The organism is Paraburkholderia sp. BL17N1, assembly GCF_003634175.1.
In the GTDB taxonomy this organism is placed as follows: domain Bacteria; phylum Pseudomonadota; class Gammaproteobacteria; order Burkholderiales; family Burkholderiaceae; genus Paraburkholderia.
The window spans coordinates 3,436,963-3,460,515 of record NZ_RBIW01000002.1 but is presented as its reverse complement, the minus strand read 5'-3'; the positions used below and the strand labels follow the sequence as shown (position 1 = coordinate 3,460,515).

General features: G+C 64.3%; 21 protein-coding genes. 14 read left to right on the top strand and 7 right to left on the bottom strand.

Going from position 1 to position 23,553, the window contains the following annotated elements:
- Window positions 1-22: 22 nt before the first annotated feature.
- Genes cbiE through cobM form a run of 4 tightly spaced genes read left to right on the top strand, consistent with a single transcriptional unit; the run spans window position 23 to window position 4,032 of the window.
- Window positions 23-1,438, top strand: coding sequence for a precorrin-6y C5,15-methyltransferase (decarboxylating) subunit CbiE (gene cbiE, locus B0G82_RS35460; RefSeq protein WP_241974973.1), 1,416 nt, complete (start codon window positions 23-25; stop codon window positions 1,436-1,438).
- The gene (locus tag B0G82_RS35455) at window positions 1,438-2,535 is read left to right on the top strand and encodes a cobalt-precorrin-5B (C(1))-methyltransferase (RefSeq protein WP_121310655.1); all 1,098 of its coding nucleotides are present in this window, start codon (window positions 1,438-1,440) and stop codon (window positions 2,533-2,535) included. The genes cbiE and B0G82_RS35455 overlap by 1 nt, the downstream gene beginning before the upstream one ends.
- Window positions 2,532-3,260, top strand: coding sequence for a cobalt-precorrin-6A reductase (locus tag B0G82_RS35450; RefSeq protein WP_121310653.1), 729 nt, complete (start codon window positions 2,532-2,534; stop codon window positions 3,258-3,260). Before B0G82_RS35455 ends, B0G82_RS35450 begins: the two co-directional genes overlap by 4 nt.
- 46 nt (window positions 3,261-3,306) lie before the next feature.
- Window positions 3,307-4,032 carry a precorrin-4 C(11)-methyltransferase gene (cobM, locus tag B0G82_RS35445; RefSeq protein WP_121310652.1) on the top strand — a complete coding sequence of 242 codons (726 nt, stop codon included), beginning with the start codon at window positions 3,307-3,309 and terminating at the stop codon, window positions 4,030-4,032.
- Between the two features lie 73 nt (window positions 4,033-4,105).
- On the opposite strand, the gene metE is transcribed toward cobM, so the two are convergent.
- Complete coding sequence (metE, locus tag B0G82_RS35440) at window positions 4,106-6,400, bottom strand: 5-methyltetrahydropteroyltriglutamate--homocysteine S-methyltransferase (protein WP_121310650.1); 2,295 nt, start codon at window positions 6,398-6,400, stop codon at window positions 4,106-4,108.
- A 136-nt stretch (window positions 6,401-6,536) separates the two neighbouring features.
- Between metE and B0G82_RS35435 the strand changes: the two genes are divergently transcribed.
- Complete coding sequence (locus tag B0G82_RS35435) at window positions 6,537-7,466, top strand: LysR family transcriptional regulator (protein WP_121310648.1); 930 nt, start codon at window positions 6,537-6,539, stop codon at window positions 7,464-7,466.
- Window positions 7,467-7,496: 30 nt separating this feature from the next.
- Here B0G82_RS35435 and B0G82_RS35430 read toward each other — a convergent pair whose 3' ends face one another.
- Window positions 7,497-8,597, bottom strand: coding sequence for a polyamine ABC transporter substrate-binding protein (locus tag B0G82_RS35430; protein ID WP_121310646.1), 1,101 nt, complete (start codon window positions 8,595-8,597; stop codon window positions 7,497-7,499).
- Between the two features lie 46 nt (window positions 8,598-8,643).
- Window positions 8,644-9,621, bottom strand: coding sequence for an agmatinase (gene speB, locus B0G82_RS35425; RefSeq protein WP_121310644.1), 978 nt, complete (start codon window positions 9,619-9,621; stop codon window positions 8,644-8,646).
- 189 nt (window positions 9,622-9,810) lie between these two features.
- Between speB and B0G82_RS35420 the strand changes: the two genes are divergently transcribed.
- From B0G82_RS35420 to B0G82_RS35410, 3 genes are read left to right on the top strand one after another with little or no spacing between them, the layout of a single operon-like run.
- Complete coding sequence (locus B0G82_RS35420) at window positions 9,811-10,707, top strand: LysR substrate-binding domain-containing protein (protein ID WP_158608214.1); 897 nt, start codon at window positions 9,811-9,813, stop codon at window positions 10,705-10,707.
- Window positions 10,704-11,753, top strand: a complete 1,050-nt coding sequence (locus B0G82_RS35415; RefSeq protein WP_241974972.1) for a GyrI-like domain-containing protein — start codon at window positions 10,704-10,706, stop codon at window positions 11,751-11,753. The genes B0G82_RS35420 and B0G82_RS35415 overlap by 4 nt, the downstream gene beginning before the upstream one ends.
- 2 nt (window positions 11,754-11,755) lie before the next feature.
- A complete protein-coding gene (locus B0G82_RS35410; RefSeq protein ID WP_121310641.1) occupies window positions 11,756-12,880 on the top strand; it encodes a peptidase in 1,125 nt (374 codons plus the stop codon).
- A gap of 75 nt (window positions 12,881-12,955) precedes the next feature.
- On the opposite strand, the gene B0G82_RS35405 is transcribed toward B0G82_RS35410, so the two are convergent.
- Window positions 12,956-14,449 (bottom strand): MDR family MFS transporter, encoded by a 1,494-nt coding sequence (locus B0G82_RS35405; protein WP_121310639.1) that lies wholly within the window; start codon window positions 14,447-14,449, stop codon window positions 12,956-12,958.
- Window positions 14,450-14,664: 215 nt separating this feature from the next.
- On the opposite strand from B0G82_RS35405, the gene B0G82_RS35400 reads away from it, so the two are divergent.
- From B0G82_RS35400 to B0G82_RS35380, 5 genes are all read left to right on the top strand, one after another.
- Window positions 14,665-14,931 carry a DUF1488 domain-containing protein gene (locus tag B0G82_RS35400; RefSeq protein WP_106278178.1) on the top strand — a complete coding sequence of 89 codons (267 nt, stop codon included), beginning with the start codon at window positions 14,665-14,667 and terminating at the stop codon, window positions 14,929-14,931.
- 295 nt (window positions 14,932-15,226) lie between these two features.
- Window positions 15,227-16,378, top strand: coding sequence for a porin (locus tag B0G82_RS35395; RefSeq protein ID WP_121310637.1), 1,152 nt, complete (start codon window positions 15,227-15,229; stop codon window positions 16,376-16,378).
- 144 nt (window positions 16,379-16,522) lie between these two features.
- A complete protein-coding gene (locus tag B0G82_RS35390; protein WP_116145034.1) occupies window positions 16,523-16,831 on the top strand; it encodes a DUF4148 domain-containing protein in 309 nt (102 codons plus the stop codon).
- A gap of 349 nt (window positions 16,832-17,180) precedes the next feature.
- A complete protein-coding gene (locus tag B0G82_RS35385; RefSeq protein WP_116121771.1) occupies window positions 17,181-17,816 on the top strand; it encodes a carbonic anhydrase in 636 nt (211 codons plus the stop codon).
- Between the two features lie 118 nt (window positions 17,817-17,934).
- Window positions 17,935-18,672, top strand: a complete 738-nt coding sequence (locus tag B0G82_RS35380) for a carbonic anhydrase (RefSeq protein WP_121310635.1) — start codon at window positions 17,935-17,937, stop codon at window positions 18,670-18,672.
- Window positions 18,673-18,687: 15 nt separating this feature from the next.
- Here B0G82_RS35380 and B0G82_RS35375 read toward each other — a convergent pair whose 3' ends face one another.
- Entirely contained in the window at window positions 18,688-19,275 is a 588-nt protein-coding gene (locus tag B0G82_RS35375; protein ID WP_121310633.1) for an alpha-ketoglutarate-dependent dioxygenase AlkB, read from the bottom strand.
- A gap of 124 nt (window positions 19,276-19,399) precedes the next feature.
- The gene (treA, locus tag B0G82_RS35370) at window positions 19,400-21,073 is read right to left on the bottom strand and encodes an alpha,alpha-trehalase TreA (RefSeq protein WP_121310631.1); all 1,674 of its coding nucleotides are present in this window, start codon (window positions 21,071-21,073) and stop codon (window positions 19,400-19,402) included.
- Between the two features lie 592 nt (window positions 21,074-21,665).
- Between treA and B0G82_RS35365 the strand changes: the two genes are divergently transcribed.
- A complete protein-coding gene (locus B0G82_RS35365; RefSeq protein WP_158608213.1) occupies window positions 21,666-22,649 on the top strand; it encodes a DUF4148 domain-containing protein in 984 nt (327 codons plus the stop codon).
- Window positions 22,650-22,690: 41 nt separating this feature from the next.
- Here the strand turns inward: B0G82_RS35365 and surE are convergent, their stop codons facing one another.
- Window positions 22,691-23,470, bottom strand: coding sequence for a 5'/3'-nucleotidase SurE (surE, locus tag B0G82_RS35360; protein WP_121310628.1), 780 nt, complete (start codon window positions 23,468-23,470; stop codon window positions 22,691-22,693).
- Window positions 23,471-23,553 lie beyond the last annotated feature (83 nt).

Sequence of the window (23,553 nt, the reverse complement as noted above, 5' to 3'; positions counted from 1 at the left end):
GACACAGAATGAGGATGGATGCATGCCCGCGTGGCTGACGGTGGTGGGCATAGGCGACGACGGCTTCGCCGGCTTGGGGCGGCCCGCGCGGCGGGCCTTGCTGGAAGCGTCGGTGGTGTACGGCGGCGAACGTCATCTGGCGATGCTGCCCGCGCGTCTCGCCGCGCGCCGTGCCGCCTGGCCGCGTCCCTTCGATCTCGCGCCCTTGCTGGCCGAGCGCGGCGCAGCCGTGTGCGTGCTGGCGAGCGGCGATCCGATGCTGTTCGGCGTCGGCGCGACACTCGCGCGGCAATTGCCGGCGGGGGAATTGCGGGTGCTGCCGGCGCCGTCGTCGTTGTCGCTGGCGGCCGCGCGGCTCGGCTGGCCGTTGCAGGATGTCGCGACGGTGTCGCTGGTGGGGCGGCCGTTGCCCGCGCTGAACGCGCATCTGCACGACGGCGCGCGCATGTTCGTGCTCAGCGCGGACGGGCGCACGCCCGCGGCGCTCGCGGCATTGCTGAACGCACGAGGTTACGGGGCGACCCGCATGAGTGTGCTGGAACACCTGGGCGGCGAGCTGGAGCGGCGCATCGACGGCCGCGCGGATCAGTGGTCCGCGGGCGACGTGGCCGCGCTGAACCTGATCGCGCTCGACTGCCGTGCTACCGAAGGTGCACCGCGTCTGCCGCTGACCTGCGGTTTGCCCGACGATGCGTTTCGTCACGACGGCCAGTTGACCAAGCGCGACGTGCGCGCGATCACGCTCGCGCGCCTCGCGCCGACGCCCGGCGAATTGCTGTGGGATGTGGGCGCGGGCAGCGGCTCGATCGGCATCGAATGGATGCGCGCGCATTCCACCTGTCGCGCGATTGCGATTGAAGGGCACGCGGAACGGCAACGTTTCATCGAACACAATCGCGATACGTTGGGTGTGCCGGGGCTGCAACTCGTGGCGGGGCGCGCGCCTGAGGCGCTGCAGGGGTTGCCGGTGCCGGATGCCGTGTTCATCGGCGGGGGCGTGACCGTGCCGGGCGTGCTGGAGGCATGCTGGGCAGGTCTGCGCGAAGGCGGGCGGCTGGTCGCCAATGCGGTGACGTTGCAAGGCGAGGCGGCGTTGACGGCGTGGCGCGAGCGGCATGGCGGGACGTTGACACGGATCGCATTGGCGGACGCGCAACCGCTTGGCGGGTTCGATACGTGGCGGCAGGCGTTGCCGATCACGCTGCTGGAGGTGACGAAGCCGGCGAGCGGCGAGGGCGTGAACCTCGTGGGAACCGAAACCGTGATTAACGCAACCAATGCGACGAATGCGGTGAATGTGCCGAATTCCAGGCGTGCCGCAAGTGCCGGAAGCGGTATGAGCGCCACGAATGTCACCAACACGACCAACTCGACCAACACGACGAAAGCGACGAACACGACCGGCGCCACCCCCACCGACCCATCGCCAGAACCCTGATGCGCGAAGAAACCCCCGAACAACCCGCGCCGCTGCGTAGCGGCTACACGACCGGCAGTTGCGCCACCGCGACGTCGCTGGCGGCGGCGCGTCTGTTGCTCGCGGGTGTCGTCAGCGAAGTGGCGGAGATCGTGTTGCCGAAGGGGCAGCATGTGCCGATGCCGCTGGTGTTCTGCCGCCTGATCGGGAATGGCGAAGAAGGCGCGGAAGCCGGCACGATCAAGGACGCCGGCGACGATCCCGACGTCACGCACGGCGCGCTCGTCTTCGCGCGCGTGCGCCTCATCGCCGAAGCGGGCGTGATATTTCGCGCGGGGCCGGGCGTCGGCACGGTGACGCGCGCGGGGCTGACGCTGCCGGTCGGCGAACCCGCCATCAACCCGGTGCCGCGCAGAATGATGGCCGAGCATCTGGCCGAACTCGCGGCGGAGCATGCGTACGGCGGCGGCTTCGAAGTAACGATCGGCGTGGAAGGCGGCGAAGCGCTCGCGCTGAAAACGATGAACCCGCGTCTCGGCATTCTCGGCGGGCTGTCGATCCTCGGCACCACCGGCATTGTGCGTCCGTTTTCGTGCTCGGCGTATATCGCGTCGATTCATCAGGGGATCGACGTCGCGCGCGCCAACGGCTATACCCATCTCGCCGCCTGCACCGGCAACGCGAGCGAGGACGCGATGCGCGCGCACTACGGCCTGCCGGATATCGCGCTGATCGAAATGGGCGACTTCGTCGGCGCGGTGCTCAAGCATATGAAGCGCGCGCCGGTCGAGCGCCTGAGCGTGTGCGGCGGCTTCGGCAAGCTCAGCAAGCTGGCGGCGGGCCATCTCGATCTGCATAGCCGCAATTCGAGCATCGACCTCGAGCGGCTCGCGCAATGGGCCGCCGAACAGGGCGCCGACGACGCGCTTCAGGCGGCGATCCGCGCAGCCAACACGAGTCAGCAGGCGGTCGCGTTGGCGCACGCGCGGCAGGTGCCGCTCGGCGATATCGTCTGCCGGCATGCGCTGGCGGTAGCGCGCGAGATCGTGCCGCCGCAGGTCAACGTCGAAATGTTCGCGATCGATCGCGAGGGTAAGCTGATCGGAGCCGCGCAATGAAAACGAAGCGGATTCTGCTGCTCGGCGGCACAGGCGACGCATTGCGGATCGCGCGGCAACTCGCGCCCGAGCACGTGTATAGTCTCGCCGGCCTCGGCAAGGTGCCTGACGATCTGGCGTGCACGGTGCGAGTCGGCGGCTTTGGCGGCAGCGAAGCTATGACGCGCTACATCGTCGGTGAAGGTATCGATCTCGTGATCGACGCGACGCACCCGTATGCCGCGCAAATCAGCGCGAACGCGGCCGAGGCGAGCCGCGCCGCGCGCGCGCCGTATTGGGCATTGCGCCGCCCGGCGTGGCAACCGCAAGCCGGCGACGATTGGCGCATGGTCGGCGACTGGAGTGAACTCACGGATGCGCTCGCGCCGTTCATAAAGCCGCTCTTCACGCTCGGCCGCGAACCGCTCGCGCATCTCGACGAGATTCCGCCGCATCAGTTCTGGGTCGTGCGTTGTCTCGAAGCGCACGCCGACACGCCGCGTGCGCGGATCCTCGCGGCGCGCGGTCCATTCACGCTCGAAGGTGAGCGTGCGCTATTCGCCCTGCAAGCCTTCGACGTGGTGGTCAGCAAAAATAGCGGCGGCCAGGCGACTGAAGCAAAACTCGAAGTCGCGCGTGAACGCGGTTTGCCGGTCGTGATGCTGCGCCGACCTGAATTGCCGGTAGCAGAGAGGGAATTCGAAAGCGTTTCCGATCTGCTCGACGCGCTGCAACGCGCAGTCTGAATCGCGCATGCATGCCACGCCGCCTCAACGAATCAGGGAGTAGTGAATGACGGTGTTTTTTATCGGCGCGGGTCCGGGCGACCCCGAACTGATCACGGTGAAAGGGCAGCGCCTCGTGCGCAGTTGTCCGGTGATCCTGTACGCGGGTTCGCTCGTGCCGGCCGCGGTGCTCGAAGGCCACGCGGCACAGCAGGTGGTCAACACCGCCGAACTCGACCTCGATCAGATCGTCGCGTTGCTCGCGGCCGCGCACGACAAAGGCCAGGACGTGGCGCGTGTGCATTCCGGCGATCCGTCGCTGTACGGCGCGATCGGCGAACAGATCCGCAGACTGCGCGAACTGAAGATTCCCTATGAGATCGTGCCGGGCGTCACCGCCACGGCGGCATGCGCGGCGACGCTGGGTTGCGAACTCACATTGCCCGATATTTCGCAGACGCTGATCCTCACGCGCTTCGCGAGCAAAACCAGCATGCCCGAAGGCGAACAACTGGCCGACCTCGCCCGGCATCGTGCGACGATGGCGATTCATCTCGGCGTGCGGCATCTCGCGCGGATCGTCGATGAATTGCGACCGCATTACGGCGGCACGTGTCCGATTGCGGTGATCTATCGCGCGAGTTGGCCCGACGAGGAAAAGATCACCGGCACGCTCGACGATATTGTCGGCAAGGTGCAATCGACCTCCATCGAGCGGACCGCGTTGATCCTGGTCGGCCAGGTGCTGGCCGCCGAAGGCTTCGCCGACTCGACGCTGTATGCGAAAGACTGAAACCGTCTGCTTGAAAAAGCCCATCCGCGCACCGTCGCACAGTGCGCGGATTAGCTCGCAACGCCAGATCCTCTTACGCCGTCACTTCATCCGGCTGCCTCGCCGCCAGCTTCACACGCAATGCTTTGGCGGCCCGAACCATATTCGTCAGCGCAGCTTCGGTCTCCGGCCAGCCGCGCGTCTTCAGCCCGCAATCCGGATTGACCCACAAGCGCTCAGCGGGAATCACTTCGCACGCGCGTTCCAGCAGACGTTCCATGGCTTGCGCATCCGGCACGCGCGGCGAGTGGATATCGTAGACGCCCGGGCCGATTTCGTTCGGATACGCGAAAGCGCCGAAACCGTCGAGCAGTTCCATCGCCGAGCGTGAGGTCTCGATTGTGATCACGTCGGCATCCATCGCGGCGATCGACGGCAGAATGTCGTTGAACTCCGAATAGCACATATGCGTATGAATCTGCGTTTGATCGGCCACGCCCGCGGCTGAAATGCGGAACACGCGCGTGGCCCATTCCAGATACGCAGCCCAATCGGCGCGACGCAACGGCAAGCCTTCGCGGAAAGCCGGTTCGTCGATCTGGATGATGCGAATGCCGGCCTTTTCCAGATCCACCACCTCTTCACGGATCGCGAGCGCGAGTTGCAGCGCGGTGGTCGAGCGCGGCTGGTCGTCACGCACGAACGACCATAGCAGCATCGTCACCGGACCGGTCAGCATGCCTTTCATCGGAATCTGCGTGAGCGATTGGGCGTAGCGTGTGGTTTCGACCGTCATCGGTTCGGGACGATACACGTCGCCGTAAATGATCGGCGGTTTTACGCAGCGAGAGCCGTAGCTTTGCACCCAGCCGTTTTCCGTGAACGCATAGCCCCACAACTGTTCGCCGAAATATTCGACCATGTCGTTGCGTTCGGCTTCGCCGTGCACCAACACGTCGAGGCCCAGCTCTTCCTGTTTGCGTACGGCGATCTCGATCTCGGCGCGCATGCGCTGCAGATAGTCGAGTGCGCGCAGTTCGCCGCGCTTGTAGGCGGCGCGCGCCTGGCGAATCGCGGACGTTTGCGGGAACGAGCCGATCGTGGTGGTCGGCAGGAGCGGCAGGTCGAGCGCTTCGCGTTGCAGTCGATTGCGTTCGGCGAACGGGCTTTGCCGGTCGGCCATCGCGCTGCTCACCGCGGCCACGCGTTTTTGCACGAGCGCGTTGACCACTGTGCTGGAATGGCGGCGCGCTTCGAGCGCGCGGTCGGCGGCGGCGAGTGTTGCCTCGGCTGCCGCAGGGTCGCGCAAGGCGAGGGCGAGCGTGGCGACTTCGTCGAGTTTTTCGGTGGCGAAGGCGAGCCAGGATTTCAGATCGGCGTCGAGTTTTTGCTCCGCATCGAGCGAGACCGGCACATGCAGCAACGAGCACGACGACGAAACCCACAAGCGTTCGCCGAATTCCGCATGAAGGGCCTGCAGCGATTCGACGATCTCGCCGAGATCGGCGCGCCAGATATTGCGTCCATCGATCACACCGGCCGACAAGACCGCGTGCTTAGGCAATGCCGCGCGCCAAGCGTCGAGTTGCTGCGGCGCGCGCACCAGGTCGAGATGCACACCGGCGACCGGCAGCACAGCCACACGCGGCGCGTGTTCCGCTGCGCTTTCGAAGTACGTGGCCAGCAGCACTTTCACGCCCGACGTGCCGAGCACGTCATACGCGGCGGAAAACGCGTCGAGCCATTCAGTGGGCAGATCGACGCACAACGCTGGCTCGTCCAGTTGCACCCATTCGATGCCGCGCTGCTTGAGCTTCTCTAGCAAACGGCTGTAGCGGATCACTAGCTTCGGCAGCAACGACAAACGGTCGAAGCCGGCGACATGGCTCTTCGACAGCCACAGGTAAGTGATCGGGCCGATCAGCAGCGGCTTGACCGGCAGGTTCAGGGCGAGCGCTTCATCGATCTCGTCGAACAGCCACTCGACGCCGCCGTCGAAACTCGTCTGCGGTCCCAGTTCCGGGACGAGGTAGTGGTAGTTCGTATCGAACCACTTGGTCATTTCCATGGCCGGTTGCGCGGCGTTGCCACGCGCGAGCTCGTAGTACTGCGCAAGCGACAACGTCTTCGCGTCGAAGCCGAAACGCTGCGGCAAAGCACCGAGCAGCGCGCTCAGATTGAGCATCTGGTCGTAGTAGGCAAAATCGCCGACGGTGACGAAGTCCAGCTTGGCATCCTGCTGCAATTGCCAATGACGGGCGCGCAGTTCGCGCGCGACGCCGAACAAATACTGTTCGTCGGATTCGCCGCGCCAGAACGACTCCTGCGCGAATTTCAGTTCGCGCTGCGCGCCGATGCGAGGAAAGCCGGGAATATGCGTGCGGGCCATGTGAAGTCCTGTTGTTCGTTGTGTGAATTGACGCCCAGTGTGAAAGTCACGCTATGATTCATCAAGCGACATGTTTTCACCAATGTATGAGCCAGATTCATATCAAGCTTTTTTCCTTCAACGCGGAGCCATTTCCATGCTTGAGCTTCGCCACCTGCGTTCGCTGATTGCCATTGCCGAGTCGGGCAAACTGGTGGCGGCTGCCGAGCGCGTGCATCTGAGCCAGTCCGCGCTCTCGCATCAGATTCGCGATATCGAGGCGCATTACGAGGTGTCGCTGTTCGAGCGCACCAAACAGGGTTTGCGTTTCACTGCGGCCGGCGAGCGGCTGCTTGCGCTCGGCCGCGAAACGATCGCGGCGGTGAGCGCGGCGGAGCGCGATCTTGTTCGGCTGAAAGGCGACACGCGCGGCGAGTTGCGCATCGTGCTGGAATGCCATACGTGCTTCGACTGGCTGATGCCGGTCATGGACGAATTCCGCCGGCGCTGGCCGGAGGTCGAAGTGGATCTCGTCGCCGGGTTCCACGCGGATCCGTTGCGTTTGCTCAGCGACGGCAAGGCCGATGTGGTGATCGGCTCGAAACCCGCCGCGCGGCGCAGCCTGCATATCGCGCCGCTATTCCGCTTCGAGATTCTGGTGGTGATGGCCAACGAGCATCGGCTGCGCAACAAGCGTCGCGTGGTGTCGGACGATCTGCGTGACGAGACGTTGATTACCTATCCAGTGCCGGAGGCGCGCATCGATCTGATTCGCGAGGTGCTGGAGCCCGCCGGCATCAAACTCGAACGGCGCACGGCGGAACTGACCATTGCCATCATGCAACTGGTGGCGAGCCGCCGCGGGATCGCGGCGCTGCCGAACTGGGGCGTGAAAAACTACGTCGATCACGATTACGTGCTGGCCAAGCGCGTCGGCACCCAGGGACTGTGGAGCGAACTATACGCAGTGGCCGCGAAAGGCTTCGCGAACCGGCCTTATTTCGATGATTTCGTCAGGATCGTACGCGATACCTGCGCGGCGCAACTCGACGGCATCGAGTTGCTGACGGAAGAGGGCCACACGTAATGACCATCGCCCGCCTCAGTCGACAGTACTTCACGAACCCGATTTCAACTGCGCCCACAAGCGGCCTTCCAGACGCTTGATCTGCGCGGGCAAAGGCTTGAGCAGGAACAGCGTCTTCAGCACGGCCTCGGGCGGATACACGGTCGGGTCGTTGAGAATTTCCGGCCGCACGAATTTGCGGGCGGCGGCATCCGCGTTCGGATAGAACACGGTGTTGGTAATGTCCGCGTGCACTTCGGGGCGCTCGATATAGTTGATCCAGTTGAGCGCCGCTTCGGGATGCGGCGCATCTTTCGGGATCGCCATCATGTCGAACCAGACCGGCGCGCCGCCTTGCGGAATGAAGTACTTGACCTCATAGCGCTTGCCGGCTTCACGCGCGCGATGGCTTGCCATCGAAACATCGCCTGACCAGCTCAGCGCGAAGCAGATATCGTCGCCCGCCAGGTCGTTGATATAACTCGTCGCGTTGAACTGCGTGATATACGGGCGGATCTTTTTCAGCGCCTCGTAAGCGGCCTGATAGTCGGTGGGATTCTCGCTGTTCGGATCGCGGCCGAGATAGTGCAGCGTGACCGCGAACACATCGGACGGCGCGTCGAGCACGGAAACGCCGCAACTCTTCAGCTTGCTTAGGTACTCGGGTTTGAACAGGATGTCCCAGTTATCGAGCGGCGCCTCGTTGCCGAGAATCTTCTTCACGCGGGTGAGGTTGTAGCCGAGCCCTGTCGTGCCCCACGCCCACGGCACCGCGTACTGATTGCCGGGGTCCGCGTCGGCAACCAGCTTCAGCAGATTGCGGTCGAGGTTCGCGAGATTCGGCAGCTTCGATTTGTCGAGCTTTTGATAAATACCGGCTTCGATCTGTTTGGCCAGAAAGTTCGAGGTCGGCACCACGACGTCGTAGCCGGTCGAACCGGTCAGCAATTTCGCCTGCAAGGTTTCGTCGCCGTCGTACACGTCGTAGCGCACGTGAATGCCGGACTCTTTTTCGAAGTTCGGCACGGTGTCTTTCGCGATGTAGTCAGCCCAGTTGTACAGGTTGAGCTGTTTTTCGTCGGCGTGCGAGGCAGCGCTGAGTGCGCCGAGCAGCAGGGCGGCCAGAAGCCGTTTCATCGTGGTGCGGGGCATGGTGGGTCATCTCATCCGGAAAGGGTTCAACGGGTCGCGGGCGCGCTTATAAGTGCGTGAGGCGTTGCAGCTTCTGGTTGCGCATCAGGCACAGCATGTCCGACGCGAGATGCGCGGCGGCGAGGGCGGTCACGTCGCTGTGGTCGTACGGCGGCGACACTTCCACTACGTCCGCGCCCACCAGGTTCACGGCGCCCAGCGCGCGCACGATCTCCAACGCTTGCGCCGAACTCAGCCCGCCCGCCACCGGCGTGCCCGTGCCGGGCGCGAATGCCGGGTCGAGACAGTCGATGTCGAAGGTCAGGTAAGTGGGCGCGCTGCCGACAATGGACAGCACTTCGTCGATCGTGGCTTGCGTGCCGTTGCGATGGACCCACGGCGCATCGAGAATGCGCACGCCCATGAAGTCGTCGTTCCATGTGCGAATGCCGATCTGCACCGAACGCGCGGGATCGATCAGCCCTTCACGGATTGACTTGTAGAACATCGTGCCGTGGTTCAGCGAATCGGGGTTGTCGTCCGGCCAGGTGTCGCAATGCGCGTCGAAATGGATCAGGCTGAGCGGCTTGCCGTATTTCTCGACGTGCGCGACGAGCAACGGATACGTGATGTAGTGGTCGCCGCCGAACGTCAGCATGCGCGCGCCGGTGGCGAGAATGCCGCGGGCGTGCGCGATGATCGCGTCGCGAATGCTCGACGGGTTGTGCGCGTCGAACCAGCAGTCGCCGTAGTCGACCACGTTCAGATGATCGAATGGATCGACGCCCCACGGAAATGCGCCGAGTTCCGCCAGTTGTACCGAGGCGGCGCGCACGCCCGCCGGGCCGAAGCGTGCGCCGGGACGGAAAGTCGTGGCGAGATCGAGCGGGATGCCGGATACGGCGACGTCCACGCCGGTGAGGTCACGCGAGTAGGGGCGGCGCATGAAAGACAGCACGCCCGCATAGGTCGGCGCGGCGGGCTGGCCGCCGTCTTGAGCGGGGCTTTTCAAATACGGATGTGGCGCGTTCAGATTCAGGGTCATACAGAGCTATCCGGTCGGTTAGATGAAGCGCCCGTCACACAAATATTGCTCATGTCTGCCGCAAGGCGAATCGGCGGCGAGTTACGCGTGACGGGCAACTGGGTCTATGATTGCGGGGAAAAATTCCGGCGAAAAGCGAAGAATCTTGCTGAAAGTATCGATATTTCTAATATCTCGACCAACCAGACGATGCGCAGACTTCCACCCTTGCAAGCCTTGCTCGCCTTCGACGCCGCCGCGCGTCTGGGCAGCTTCACGCGCGCCGCGCAGGAACTGGCGCTGACGCAGTCGGCGATCAGCCATCAGATCCAGCAGCTCGAGGAATGGACCGGGCAGCCGCTGTTTCGCCGCATCGGCCGCGGTGTGGCGCTGACCGCCGCCGGCACGCTGTACGCGCAAACCGTGACGACGGCGCTCGCCACGCTTGCCGACGGGCGCGATCGCATCGAGCCGTACGGCAATCCGGATTCGGTGATTCTCGTGTGCGCGCCGCAATTTGCTTCAGGCTGGCTGATGCCGCGCATGCGGGCGTTCGCCGAAGCGTTGCCGACGCTGGAGCTATGGCTCGTGACCGGCGAGGAAGTCAACGAGATCGACCGCGTGGATGTCGATCTGGTCGTCTCGTCGAAGGCCATCCGAACGCCGGAAGTGGTGTGCGAGCCATTGCTCAGCGAAGCGGCCGTGGCGATCTGCGGACCGGTGACGGCGCGCCGTCTGCGTGACGCGCCGTTTCCCGATGTCTTGACGCAGGCGCCGTTGCTGGTGCACGAGGCGCGTCCCGAATGGGCGCCGTGGCTGCCGGAATTGAAGCGCGGCGGCTTGCGCACGCGCCGGGCGATCACGGTTAGCGATCCACGTTTTCTCGTCGCTGCTGCGGAACAGGAAATGGGCATCGCGATGGTGTCGCGACTCGACGCGGGCGACGCGTTGACGAGCGGCCGCGTCGAAGTCCTGCCGCAAGTGCCGGGCTTCGCGCTCGCGCCGCTCTGGCTGATGCGCTCAGCGCAACCGGCGCGCTCGGCCGCGGTGGATGCGGTTCACGCGTGGATGACTGCGCTGTGCCGTGAGGAGCAAGGAGCGCAATGAGCGCGCTCGCGATCGCCGGCGCGACCGCGAAAAGATCATGGTATCTCGCCGGCGCGAGCCGCAACGAGCATCCTGCCTCGCGCGGCGCGCGCCGCCTGAAATTTCGCAAGCTCTGCACCGTCTTGCGGCCGCGACGCCGCTATCCTAGCGCCATGATGAAGCCCAGCACCGAACGTGATTACCGTCGGCGGATCGCCCGCGTGGTCGAGGCGATTCTGCTCGAACCCGGCGCGCACCATACGCTGGAGAGCCTCGCCGCGGTGGCGCTCCTGTCGCCGTTTCATTTTCATCGCGTGTACCGGGCGTTGACGGGCGAGAGCGTCGTGGAGACCGTGCAGCGCCTGCGGCTTGCGCAAGCGGCGCAACGGCTGACCGATGCCGCCGCGTCAATCACCACGGTCGCGCACGATGCCGGCTACAACAGCCCGCAAGCCTTCGCGCGTGCGTTTCGCGGCTTCACCGGCGTCTCGCCGAGCGAGTTCAAGGCACGGCAAAAACGTCTGGCCGCGCCATGCAGGGGCCGCGCGACTGACGCACAGCTCGACGCGCCGAGGAACAACGCCCCGGCTCCGGCGCTGCCTGCCGTCGAACTCACGGAGATCGCGCCGTTCGACGTGCTCAGTCTGCGGCACGACGGACCCGTCGCAACCATCGGCCAGACCTTTCGCGCGCTCATGACGATGCTACGCTGCGACGAAAACGCGGTGATGGATCAGCGCGTGGGCATCTGCGTGCGCGATCCGGCGGCGAAGGACAGTTTCAGCTATCGCGCGGCGATCGTCGCGAGCCCGCGTGACGTGCCGCTCGAAGCCGGCGATGCAGTCGAACCGCTACGGCTCGAAGGCGGGCTGTACGCGGTGCATCGGCTGATCGGTCCGTATGCGTTGATCTCGCCGACCTTTCGCGCACTTTACGGCGGCTGGCTGCCGCAAAGCGGTTATCTGCGCGACCGGCGTCCCGCACTCGAGCTGTATCGCAATCCACTGGTCGCCGGTCTGCAGCAGACGTGCGTGACCGACCTGATGATTCCTATCCGCAAGGACTGACCATGTTTCGTGCGAGCTGTGCCGTCATCGCCGGATTGGCATGTGCGGCGGCGTTGTGCTGGGCGGGCGCCGTGTCGGCGGATCAGGCCGACTTGCATGTGGGCGAGACGACGCGCGTGTTTCAGCCCGCCGTGGCTCGCCATTGGCGCGGGGCGAAAACCGAGGCGCTGGTGACGCGCATCTGGTATCCGGTCGACACGTCGGTGCCGCAGACGCCGCGCCAGATCGGCGCGCCCGCTCAGCCGATCTTTCACGGCCGTGCCGCCGCCGACGATGCGCCGCTCTCGACCGCCCACACGAGCTACCCGCTGCTGGTGCTCTCGCACGGCACGGGCGGCACCGCCGACAGTCTCGACTGGCTGGCCGCGGCGCTCGCCGCGCAAGGCTATATCGTGGCCGGCGCCAATCATCCGGGCAACAGCGCGGCGGCGCCGATGACGCGCGACGGCTTCATGCTCTGGTGGGAGCGCGCCACCGACGCGAGCGAAGTGCTCGACGGCGTGCTCGCCGATCCGCTGCTCGGGCCGCATGTGGACCGCGAGCGGATCGGCGCGGTGGGTTTTTCGCTGGGCGGCTATACAGTGCTCGAACTGGCGGGCGCGCGGACCAATCTGCCGGCGTTCGAGCGTTTCTGCGCATCGCCTGAGGCCGACGCGATCTGTCATCCACCGGAGGCGGCGCGTATCAGCGATGCATCGGGCGTGGCGCCCTCGGCACTCGACGATCTATCAGCGGCAACGAAGGCCTCGCGCGCGCGGTCCGGCGCGTCGTATCGCGATCCACGCGTCAAAGCCGTGTTCGCCATTGCGCCCGCATTGGGCGAGGCCTTCGACGACGACTCGTTTGCCGGCGTGACGATTCCCGTCTCGCTGCTCGCGGGTGACGCCGACGTCACCGCGCCGGTGGCCACCAACATTCATCGCATAGCGGGTTTGCTGCGCAACGCGCATGTGGAGATGGTGCCGGGCGCGTCGCATTACACGTTTCTGGATACCTGTCTCGCCGATGTCGTCGCGCACCTCGCGGGCATTTGCCGGGATGGACCGGGCGTCGATCGTGATGCGGTGCATGCGCTGGCTGCCGACCGGGCGGTCCGCTTTTTCGCGGCGACCTTGCCGGCGCGGTGAAGCTGACAGAAGTGCGTCAGGCTTATCGAACAAAGCGCGGCGGCGGACCGTACGCCGCCGCGCCCGCCACGCATCTCAGTCCTCCAGCGGCGCCAATGCTTCGATCGGCATCTTCCTCTCGCCGCCGATCCTGATCGCGGGCACGAACATCAGCAGCACGACCACGAAGATCGCGATGACGAAGAGCGAAATGAACGTGAGGTGCAGCGATTGATGCAGGACAGTGCGGATCATGTCGCTGTCACCGAGACTGGCGGCCTGATTTTGCAACAGCGCCTTCAACTGATCCGACGTGACCACGGCCACACCTTTCGAATGACTGAGGCCGAAGTTGAGCACCGCGCCGAACAGCGTTGCGCCCAGGGTGCTGCCGAGATTGCGCGAAAACAGATTCGACGCGGTGGCGCTGCCGCGTTCGTCCATGCGAACGATCTCCTGGATCAGGATCAGGCAACTGACGCTCGACGTGCCCATGCCGAAGCCCATGATCAACGAGCCGAATGCCGCGACGAGCGGCGAGCCGCCGGGCGACACAAACAGCAGCAACAGCGCGCCGAGCGGAATGGCCGCGCTGCCGCCGATCAGAATGCGCCGCAAGCCGAGCCGATGAAACGACTTCGCCGCGAGCGTCGCGCCGGCCGGCCAGCCCACCATCATCATCGTCAGGGCGAGGCCGGCGATCACCGGCGAGCGATGCAGCACGCCCTGCACGTACATCGGCAAAAACGTGGTCGCGCCCATCAGGATCATGCCGGACAGCAACGTGGCGCCGTTGGAGGCGGCAATCGGCCGGCGGCTCCAGAGCGCGAAGGAGATCATCGGTTCAGCCGCGCGGCGCTCCTGCCACACGAACAGCAGCACGCACAGCACGAACGCGCCGCCCGCCATCGACGCTTGCGCAATCTGGTCGTCGCCGGCGTAGGTGAGCGCCATCATGAGGGCGGCGATGGCCGCCATGAACAACGCCGCGCCGCCGAAATCGATCGAAGGGCGCGCATGCCGTTCCGATTCGCGCAGAAACGCGATGAAGCCCGCCGCGGAGGCAAGGCCGATCGGCACGTTCATCCAGAAGATCCAGGCCCACGACATGTTGTGAATGATGAAGCCGCCGACCATCGGGCCCACCACCGCGGAAATCGCCCACACGCTAGCGAGATAGCCTTGCACCTTGCCGCGTTCGCGCGCGGGATAGAGATCGGCGACGATGGTCAGCGTGACCGGCTGGATCGCGCCCGCACCGACGCCCTGAATCAGCCGGAACGCGATCATCGCCGGCATCGACCAGGCGAAGCCGGCCAGCACCGAGCCAAGCAGAAAGATGGCGATGCCGGCCAGCATGACGGGCTTGCGGCCGTACAGATCGGCGAGTTTGCCGAATACCACGGTCATGGCGGTCTGGGTGAGCAGGAACGACGAGAAGACCCAGCTATACAGATGCAGATCGCCGAGTTGCGCGACGATCTGAGGCATGGCGGTGGAGACGATGGTGGCTTCGATGGCGACCATCGCCATGGACGCCATCACGGCGGCAATGACGAGGGGACGCGACGATTGCGGGTTGCGGGACATGGGCCAGGAGTTAGTATTAGGATATAAGGCACGTCGGGCAGCGTGGCCATGGGCGGCCAGGCCGTGACGCATCGGCACGACCGTACGAGGACGGCCGGTGTCGAGTATGCACCCTGCTGAGAATGCGCGCTGACCCCGGCCGGTCTTGCGGACCACGCCGCCGTGGCACAGCGTTTGCGCACTCGAAGCTTTCTTTCGACAAATGGAGGGTCATCATGAGGATCGAATTCACCGGACGCCGTGAAGTGGTTGCGGCGGCGCGCGTCGCCTTCGAAGCCAATGTCGACGGGGCCGACGTCTGGTGCAGCGTGTCGCTGGATGCGCTGAACGAGCATTTCGGCAACGACGGCCCTTCGGCCCATGACCTCGTCAATACGTTCGAGGCGAATCGCGCGCGGATTGAAAACGCTACGCGCAAGGTCCTCGAAAAAAACGGCGGGCAGTCCGTGGAACTCGAAACCGGTGATTTCAACAGGGCCTGAGCGGCCTGGTTTCTGATTGACGATGAGCCCGGCGCGCGCGCCGGGCCTCGCAAACGACTCAACGGCTGTTGTTCATACACAACCCGCCATTCCGCGCAGAGCCATCGCCGCGCGTCTCCTGCTTTCAAAACACCTCGTCGAAGCGCGGCACATCGCGATTGCTGCGTGCAGATGACGGATTCTTCCAGATTCCATAAAGGACTGCTCCAGGGTCGGGGCATTCGTTTTCAATGCCCGTGTTTCTATACTCGCGTCGCTGTTCAACCTGATATTCCAGCTACGCAGGAGCATTGACGTGAAAAAGATTACCGCCGCGGTCGCGGCGTTCGCAGGACTCGCCGCGGCGACGGCGCATGCGCAAAGTTCGGTCACGCTGTACGGCCTCATCGACGCCGGCGTGATGTACACCAACAACGTGAAGAAGGGCGGATCGCAGGGCGCGCTCGTTCAGGCGACGAGCGGCAACATCAACGGCAGCCGCTTCGGCTTGCGCGGCGCGGAAGATCTCGGCGGCGGATTGCAGGCGATTTTCGTGCTGGAGAACGGCTACAACGTGCAGAACGGCAAGCTCGGCCAGAACAACCGGCTGTTCGGCCGTCAGGCGTTTGTCGGCTTGAGCAGCAAGCAGTACGGCACGCTCACACTGGGCCGCCAGTACGACTCGCTGGTCGATTTCGTCGCGCCGCTCTCGGGCACGGCGGGCACCTTCGGCGATACCGGCTTCGCACATCCGTTCGACAATGACAATCTGAATCACTCCGTGCGCATGAGCAACGCCGTGAAGTACACGAGCGCGAACTACGCCGGTCTGAAGTTCGGTGGGATGTACGCATTCTCGAACAACACGGAATTCGCGGTCAATCGTGCCTATAGCGCCGGCGTGAGCTATGTCAACGGTCCGTTCAAGGCGGCTGCCGGCTATTTGCAGATCAACGGTTCGAACTCGACCGGCAATACGTCCGGCGCGGTCGATCTCGGCGAATCCGCGGCCAATGGCACGGGCGGCTTTCAGCTCGGCGCCGATGTGCAGCGCACGGCTGGCGCCGCGTTGAGCTATGGCTTTGGTCCCGTGACGGCCGGCTTCGTCTACACGCACAGCCAGTTCCAGAACACCGCATCGTTCGGCGCCACGCATGGCTCGATGCGCTTCGACAACTACGAAGTGAACGGCAAGTACGCCGTGACGCCCGCGGTGAGCCTCGGGGCGGCCTATACCTATACGGACGCGCATGTGGGCGGCACCTCGAGCTTCGGCTCGGATCCGAAGTGGAATCAGGTGAACCTGCAAGCCGTCTATGCGCTGTCGTTGCGCACCGACGTGTATGCCGAAGCGATGTACCAGCACGTGAGCGGCAAGGGCTACACCGCGTTTATCAACACCGCGGGCGGCGCGTCGTCGACGGCAAATCAGGTGGTCGGCACGGTGGGGATCCGCACGCGCTTCTGAGCGTGATTGCTCCGGATTCAGGAACAATCCCTTCGACGGCGGGCCGTTATTCTATGAGGAATCGGCACCTATATTGGTTTCAGCGGTTGCGCGGAGAGCGATTCGAAGCGCTGCTGACCATCAATTATCGGAGGTGTTTCCATCATGAATTCCCTGATCAAGGCTGTCGTTATCGTCGCTTCGCTGGCTGCTTCGGCCACCGTGTTCGCCCAATCGAATTCCGGCATTACGCGCGAGCAGGTGCGCGCGGAACTGGTTCAACTGCAGCAGGGCGGCTATCACGTCGGCGACGGCGACCAGGCGCATTACCCGGAAGCGATTCAGGCCGCAGAAGCGCGCGTCGCCGCGCGCAATGGCGAGACCAGCGGTTATGGCGGCAACGTGGCGGGTACCTCGCAAAGCGGCCGCCCGGCTGTGTCTTCCGCCGACTGGAATGCGATGTATAGCCGTTGATCCGACGGGCGCGGGGTAGTGCGCGCCGGGTTGGAAGGGACTCTTCCAGCATGGCGTATATATCGGCTCCGGCGGTATCGGTAAAGTAGTCAGGCACGCACGGTTTCCGGTGTGCGAGCGAGAGAGTTGGCCCCGGCTGGTAACAGCCGGGGCTTTTTTTATTTCGCCGCGCACGGTGAAAATGTTCTCACCATGGCGCCTCGGCGACGTTCGCACTCGCATGTTTGTCCAGTGCGCGGTCGCAGCCTTTGGCTGCGGTATAGTCGCGCCAATGGATCGCATGTATGCTCGCGGGTTTCATATTGCCGCGAGCACTGCGGGCTCACGCTTCGATTTATGGAGAACAATCGTGCAGGAAATCATCGAGGGTCTCATCCGCTTTCAACGCGAAGTCTTTCCGCAGCAAAGCGCATTGTTCAAGCGTCTGTCCACGGCGCAAAGTCCCAGCACGCTTTTCGTGACGTGCTCGGATAGCCGTGTCGTGCCGGAGCTGCTGACGCAGACCGAGCCGGGTTCGCTGTTCGTGATCCGCAATGCGGGCAACATCGTGCCGTCTTATGGTCCGGAACCGGGCGGTGTGTCGGCGACCGTCGAATACGCGGTGGCCGTGTTGGGCGTGCGCGATATCGTGATCTGCGGCCACTCGAACTGCGGCGCGATGACGGCGATCTCGACCTGCAAGAATCTCGATCATCTGCCGGCAGTGGCGGGCTGGCTGCGTCACGCGGATGCGGCCAAGGCCATCAACGCATCACGCACCTACCATTCGGACGCCGAGTGCCTCTCCGCGCTGGTCAAGGACAACGTGATCGCGCAACTGGCGAACATCCGCACGCATCCGTCGGTGGCAGTCGGGCTCGCGAATAAAACACTGCGGCTGCACGGCTGGATCTTCGATATCGAAAGCGGCACGATGCTCGCGCTCGACGGCACTAGCGGCAAATTTTTACCGCTAGTGGACAACCCGGACATCTACGCCGTCTAACTTGATGTCCGAGCGTGGGATGCGCACGATGAGGCGTCGCGCGCGCGGCCCGCTTTCACGGCTCATGCCGGTTCGAACGGCACCGCTGGGGCGTTGCTCATGACATAGGAGGCGAGCCATGTGCGGCCGTCATCTGTCTTCCCCCACGCGGCGCAATCTGCTGCTGGCCGGTGCGTCGTCGATCACGCTGGCGGGTTTGTCGCGGCGCGTAGCCGTGGCGGCGGATCCCGCGCCAGGCAATGCGCCGAATTCGATTCCACCTTCTGAAGCGCTCGACCGCCTGATGCAGGGCAACGCCCGTTACGCCGCGAACAACCCTTCAAACAAGGACTATTCCGCAGGCCGCGCGGCGCGTGTCTCGGCGCAGTATCCGATTGCCGCCGTCGTTGGGTGTGCGGATTCGCGGGTCGCGCCCGAGCTCGCCTTCGATCAGGGTCCGGGCGATCTGTTCGTGGTGCGCGTGGCAGGTAATTTCGTCAACGACGATATTCTCGCGAGCCTCGAATACGGCGTCGAGTTCCTCGGCGTGCCGCTCATCATGGTGCTCGGACATACGCAGTGTGGTGCGGTGAGCGCCACGGTCAAGGCGCTCAAGGATGGCGTTCATTTGCCCGGCCATCTGCCGGAACTGGTTCGCGCGATCAAGCCCGCCATGCAGTTGGCGAAAGTGACGAAAGTGACGAAAGGAGATCAAGGCGACGATCTCGTTACGCAAACCACGATTGAAAACGTCAGGTTGAATGTCAACCGGCTGATCGCGTCCAGACCGATGATCGGGCCGTATGTGAAAAGCGGGAAGGTCAAGATTGCCGGCGGCATTTACGACCTGGCGACCGGCAGGGTCACGTTGCTCTGACGCACCATTCGCTAGTCAACCGCTGAAGCATCGAAACGCAAGGCTGATACGCGGCTCCGTCACACCCGCGAGCTTGGGAATGCCGTGCTCGTGCGTGAATTGCGACGCATAGCTCATGACCAGACAACTGCCGGGTTCCAGTTCAACATGCACGATCCGTCCGGCGCCGGCGCCCGCTTTCGGCCGGATCGACATGCGGCGGCTCGTGCCGAGCGAAATGATGGCAATGGGCTGGGCGGGCACCAGCTTCTCGGTCTTGTCGCTGTGAAGCGCGACGCTGTCGCCGCCGTCGCGATAGAGATTGAGGCCGACGCGGTTGAACGGCGCGCCCACGAGCGCGCGCGCGGCTTCGAATGCTTCGCCCAAGGGTGCGGGCAGATCGTCGGCACCACGCGCGAACGTGGCGAGCAGACGCGGCACAGCGACTTCGCGGTCGTACATCATGCGCTGCTGACTCAGCCAGCCGACATTGCGCAGCGCCGTCTCGAACCACGCTTGCGCCGTGGCAGCCGGGATCGACTCGGGCAGATAGCGGATTCCGCCTTCCTGGTCATGGAGAAGGGAAAAGGGCTCGGGCGCGAATAGGGCTTGCTGGGACACCATGATTCCGACGTGGGCTGGGTGCCGCGCGGTCGGACAACGAAGGGCGGCTCGGGCAATCATTATACTGTGTTTTTATACAGTATTCATGGGCCGCCACGGCCGCAAGCCCGCCCTCCGTGCGGACTCAATCGCCCGGGCTATACAGGTCGAGCAGCTTGAGCGTCACGCCATTGGTCCAGCCGAAGCCGTCCTGCAACGGATATTCGCCACCACCGCCGCCGCCCGTTCCCGAGCCTTCCACCACGTATTTCTCGACCAGTTTCTGATCGGACGCGTAGACGCCTTTCACGTCGGTAAGAAAACGCGTGCCGATCTGTTGCGCGAGCTCGTCCTGCCCGTAGCGCTTCAAGCCCTGAATGGCGGCCCAATGCAGCGGCGCCCAGCCGTTCGGCGCATCCCATTGCTGCGTCGTGTTGTAGGTCGTGGTGACGAGGCCGCCCGGCTTCAACAAGGTCGACTGCACCTGTTTCGCCGTCTTGAGCGCACGTTCTGGCCACGCCGCGCCGACAAACAGCGGAAACACCATCGCGGCCGTCTTGTTGTCGCGCGGTTTGGCGAGCTCCCAGTCATAGTCGCCGTAATAGCCGTTGGGATTCCACAGATAGCGATTGATGCCGAGCGCGCGTTTCGCGGCGCGCTGCGCGAATTCGCCGACGCAGCGGAAATCGCGCGTCTCGCCGCAACCCTTGGCGATGGTGATCTCGAGGTGGAACATCAGGCTGTTCAGGTCGACCGGAATGATCGACGTGGTGCGCACCGTCGCGAGTGTCATGTTGTCGCCGAACCAGCGCGAGCTGAAATCCCAGCCGCTTTCGGCGGTGGCGCGCAACTCGCGGTAGACGTCGTTCGGCTTGCGGCCGCTCGCCTGTTGCGCGGTCTGGATGTCCTCCAGATACGACTCGTCGCGCGGCGTGTCGAGCTCATCCCAGTAGCGGTTGAGCACCGTGCGATCCGGCATCACGACCACATTGCGCGTGGCCGAGCCGGGTTGCGTGGTGGTCTCGCCCTGCATCCAGTACGCGTATTCCTTGCGCAGCGCCGGCAGGTACTTCTGGTAGACGCCGTGGCCTTCCGCCTTCGCGGCGAGTTCGACCATGTGCGAGAAAAACGGCGGCTGCGAACGGTCGAGGTAGTAGGTGCGATTGCCGTTCGGAATATGGCCGAAGGTATTGATCTCGTAGGCGAAGTTGTCGAGCATGTCGTCGACGAGATTTTCGTTGCCCGATTCCTGCAGCCCAAGCATCGTGAAATAGGTGTCCCAGTAGTAGCCTTCGCGGAAACGGCCGCCCGGCACCACATAGGGTTTCGGCAATGGAATCAGCGAGCTGTTGGGCGGCGCGCTCGTGGTGGTGCGGGTCAATGCGGGCCACAGCCAGTTGATGTGTTCACGCAGAGTCTGGTTGGCGGGCGGCGTGATGATCGGCTCACTCGGCGGCGTGAAGTATTTGTTGACGAACTTCGCCAGCGAAAAGCGGGGGTTGTGCTTTTGCTGCTCGTACAGTTGGACGATCGCGGCGGGATCGGCGTTCGGCGTTGCGTCGACGAAGGTCTTCTGATCCGGGTAGATTTGCGCGGTTTGCACGGCGACGAAGAGATCGCCGTAGAGTATGTCGGGCGCGGGCGGAAGCGTGCCGCCGACCTGCGTGTCGGCATGGCAGACGCCGGCGAGATTGATCAGGAAAACGAAGCTTGAAGCGGCCGCTATGCGGTGCAGCCTGGTGGATTCGACGCTACGGAAAGCGGTGCGGGATACGCTGCCGACGCGCGCGATGTTGCGCAATTGCGATGACTCAATCATGTCTCCTCCAGAGGAATGGACAACAGGATTGGTCTGCCTCGCGCCCAATGCTTCTTCTAGGGATAACCAGGGCGTGGCTAGCATCGCACAAATTACACGGCGTTACAAACGACTATGCGAGCGGCATGCGCAAGATGCGCAGCCGCTGCGCTGCACCAACGAGCATGGCGGTTTTGCTTTTTCACTGAGTCGATCCGTGATGGCGCTGCAGGCATAATCCGTTTTCCACCGTTGCGAGCTGCGCAGTCGGCCCGCGAAAAGTTCCGGACACCTTTCGGTTTTCCCGGATTGCTTCGCAGTTCCAGGTACTATCGGGAAAAAATACGCGTCGAGGCTGGCTTTTTCGGCCAATGGGCCATGCACAATCGGACGATTCGACGCCTCACTGATATAAATAGAAAATGAGCGCATCCAGTTCGCGTGCGCCTCCGTACGTGACTTGATCGGCCGAACCCGCGGCTAAAGCCGGGGCCGCGAACTCGCGGTTATCGTAGCGGCGTCCAACGGACCTGTTCGTCGCAACCTTCTGATGAATCCGGGCATTTCCGTGCAGCCGCGGACACGCATTCAACACGACTCGAAGGGCAGGCGCATGTATAGCGAACCCAGGAAGATCGTTCTCGCAGGTCTTGTCGTCAGCGCTGTTGCAATCGCTGCCTATGTCTCGCAGGCCGGCAAACCCTGGCAGTCGACGGACGAATTCGGTGCCGCGCGAGGTGAGACGCCGGCTTATCGCACGCGTGGCGACACGATCAGCGGCGCGGTCATATCCGGACCGGTCACCGCTCGCAGCGATTCGAGCGGTGCTCCGGCCAGCAGCCTGCAGGCGGTGCGCAATAGTCTGCAACGCAACGATCTTGCCGCCGCGCAGGCGCAACTGGATGCAGCGCGTTCCGCGCATCAGGACGACGATCAGGTGCGCGCGTTGCAAAAGGAAGTGCAGGCGCGCGCGGATAACGAGCAGCGTGCCGTGACCGTACCGCGAGCCGAGAAGGCGCCGCAACCTGCTGCGAAGCCCGTGCGGATGTCTTCTTCATCAGCGAAACATGGCCGGTCGCGTGAAAGCCGCGCTGCGGCCCGGGAACAGACGAACCCCGAGGCGAACCGCGAGACGAGTTATGCGGAGAGCCAGGCCGCGTTGGACAGCCTGGTCGCCCGTGTCGACGGCCACAGCGCGCCGGACGCGAGAACGCCGGTCAACGGCGAACCGGCCATGGCTAGGCAACCGTCATCGGTCCAGGCCGAGCTGAAAGCGATGCAGAGCGCGACCAGCGTGCCGGGCGTCGTGACGCCGCTAGTCCAGCAAGTGCCGCAGAAACCGCCGTTGGTTTCAACTGCGCCGACGGAGCCGCAAGCAGGCCTGGCCACGCAAGCCACCTTGCCGTCGCCGCCGTTGGTGCAGGCTATGCCGTCTGCCGGCACGGTGGCGAAAACGGACGGCGGCCCGAAAACGCGCTCGCAGGTGCGCGCGGAAATCGCCCGCGCCCGGGAAAACGGCAGCCTCCCCGCGTTCGGCAATCCCGACCCCGCGGGGCCGGGCGGGGCGCCGAGTCTCACCGCTGCGCCGCGTCCGTGACGCCGCGCAAACCGGCGATTGGCGGGAGGCGAGCCGCAGGATTAACCCAGCGAAGCCGCGAGCCGCGTGAAGATGGGCTCGTCGGTGCGATCGAAAGCGAGCGGTGTGACCGACACGCGCCCCGACGCCACCACGGCCGTTTCGCTGTCGGGATCGTTCGCGCGCGCGCCGCGTTGAAAGCGCAGCCAGTGATAAGCCATGCCGCGCGGATCGACTTGCGGCAACACGTCGATATCTTCCACCAGTCCAACGCCCTGGCGAGTCGGCGTGAGCGGACCGGCACGCGCCGCGTCGACATCGGGAAAGTTGATGTTCAGGCAGGTGGGCGCGGCGTGCTCGATTGCAAGCAACTGGCGAATCACGCCGGGCGCGAGCGCACGCGCGGTGTCCCAGCGCACGTGGTCGCGATTGCTGAAAGTCTGGCTGAGCGCGAACGACGGCAAACCGAGCAACAGGCCCGTCATGGCGGCGCCGACAGTGCCTGAAAACATCGTCTCGACACCGAGGTTGCCGCCGCGATTGATGCCGGAAAGAATCAGCGTGGGCGGCGTGTCGCGCATCAGATGGCGCACGCCCATCACGACGCAATCGCCGGGTGTGCCGGCCACGCCGAAACGCCGCTCGCCCTGACGGCTCACGCGCAGCGGCGAATGCAGGCTGATCGAATGCGACGTGCCGCTCTGATCGTGCTCGGGCGCGACCACCCAGACTTCGTGCGCGAGCTCGGCGGCCACGGCCTCGAGTACGGCGAGGCCGGGCGCGTCGATACCGTCGTCGTTCGTCAACAGTACCCGCGGCACTTTGGATTCATAGGCAGACATCGCGGCAAACTCCTTTGGATGGGTAAGGGACGGGAAGCCTCATTATCCGGCCATCGGGCTTTTCTGTTGCTGCGATGACGTCG

What these genes read in the sequence shown, in the direction of transcription:
- B0G82_RS35430 (WP_121310646.1), bottom strand. Translation starts at nt 8,597, where the DNA reads ATGCCCCGCACCACGATGAAACGGCTTCTGGCCGCCCTGCTGCTCGGC.
- surE (WP_121310628.1), bottom strand. Translation starts at nt 23,470, where the DNA reads ATGTCTGCCTATGAATCCAAAGTGCCGCGGGTACTGTTGACGAACGAC.
- cobM (WP_121310652.1), top strand. Translation starts at nt 3,307, where the DNA reads ATGACGGTGTTTTTTATCGGCGCGGGTCCGGGCGACCCCGAACTGATC.
- B0G82_RS35365 (WP_158608213.1), top strand. Translation starts at nt 21,666, where the DNA reads ATGTATAGCGAACCCAGGAAGATCGTTCTCGCAGGTCTTGTCGTCAGC.
- B0G82_RS35390 (WP_116145034.1), top strand. Translation starts at nt 16,523, where the DNA reads ATGAATTCCCTGATCAAGGCTGTCGTTATCGTCGCTTCGCTGGCTGCT.
- metE (WP_121310650.1), bottom strand. Translation starts at nt 6,400, where the DNA reads ATGGCCCGCACGCATATTCCCGGCTTTCCTCGCATCGGCGCGCAGCGC.
- B0G82_RS35450 (WP_121310653.1), top strand. Translation starts at nt 2,532, where the DNA reads ATGAAAACGAAGCGGATTCTGCTGCTCGGCGGCACAGGCGACGCATTG.
- B0G82_RS35455 (WP_121310655.1), top strand. Translation starts at nt 1,438, where the DNA reads ATGCGCGAAGAAACCCCCGAACAACCCGCGCCGCTGCGTAGCGGCTAC.
- B0G82_RS35410 (WP_121310641.1), top strand. Translation starts at nt 11,756, where the DNA reads ATGTTTCGTGCGAGCTGTGCCGTCATCGCCGGATTGGCATGTGCGGCG.
- cbiE (WP_241974973.1), top strand. Translation starts at nt 23, where the DNA reads ATGCCCGCGTGGCTGACGGTGGTGGGCATAGGCGACGACGGCTTCGCC.
- treA (WP_121310631.1), bottom strand. Translation starts at nt 21,073, where the DNA reads ATGATTGAGTCATCGCAATTGCGCAACATCGCGCGCGTCGGCAGCGTA.
- B0G82_RS35435 (WP_121310648.1), top strand. Translation starts at nt 6,537, where the DNA reads ATGCTTGAGCTTCGCCACCTGCGTTCGCTGATTGCCATTGCCGAGTCG.
- B0G82_RS35375 (WP_121310633.1), bottom strand. Translation starts at nt 19,275, where the DNA reads ATGGTGTCCCAGCAAGCCCTATTCGCGCCCGAGCCCTTTTCCCTTCTC.
- speB (WP_121310644.1), bottom strand. Translation starts at nt 9,621, where the DNA reads ATGACCCTGAATCTGAACGCGCCACATCCGTATTTGAAAAGCCCCGCT.
- B0G82_RS35380 (WP_121310635.1), top strand. Translation starts at nt 17,935, where the DNA reads ATGTGCGGCCGTCATCTGTCTTCCCCCACGCGGCGCAATCTGCTGCTG.
- B0G82_RS35400 (WP_106278178.1), top strand. Translation starts at nt 14,665, where the DNA reads ATGAGGATCGAATTCACCGGACGCCGTGAAGTGGTTGCGGCGGCGCGC.
- B0G82_RS35420 (WP_158608214.1), top strand. Translation starts at nt 9,811, where the DNA reads ATGCGCAGACTTCCACCCTTGCAAGCCTTGCTCGCCTTCGACGCCGCC.
- B0G82_RS35405 (WP_121310639.1), bottom strand. Translation starts at nt 14,449, where the DNA reads ATGTCCCGCAACCCGCAATCGTCGCGTCCCCTCGTCATTGCCGCCGTG.
- B0G82_RS35415 (WP_241974972.1), top strand. Translation starts at nt 10,704, where the DNA reads ATGAGCGCGCTCGCGATCGCCGGCGCGACCGCGAAAAGATCATGGTAT.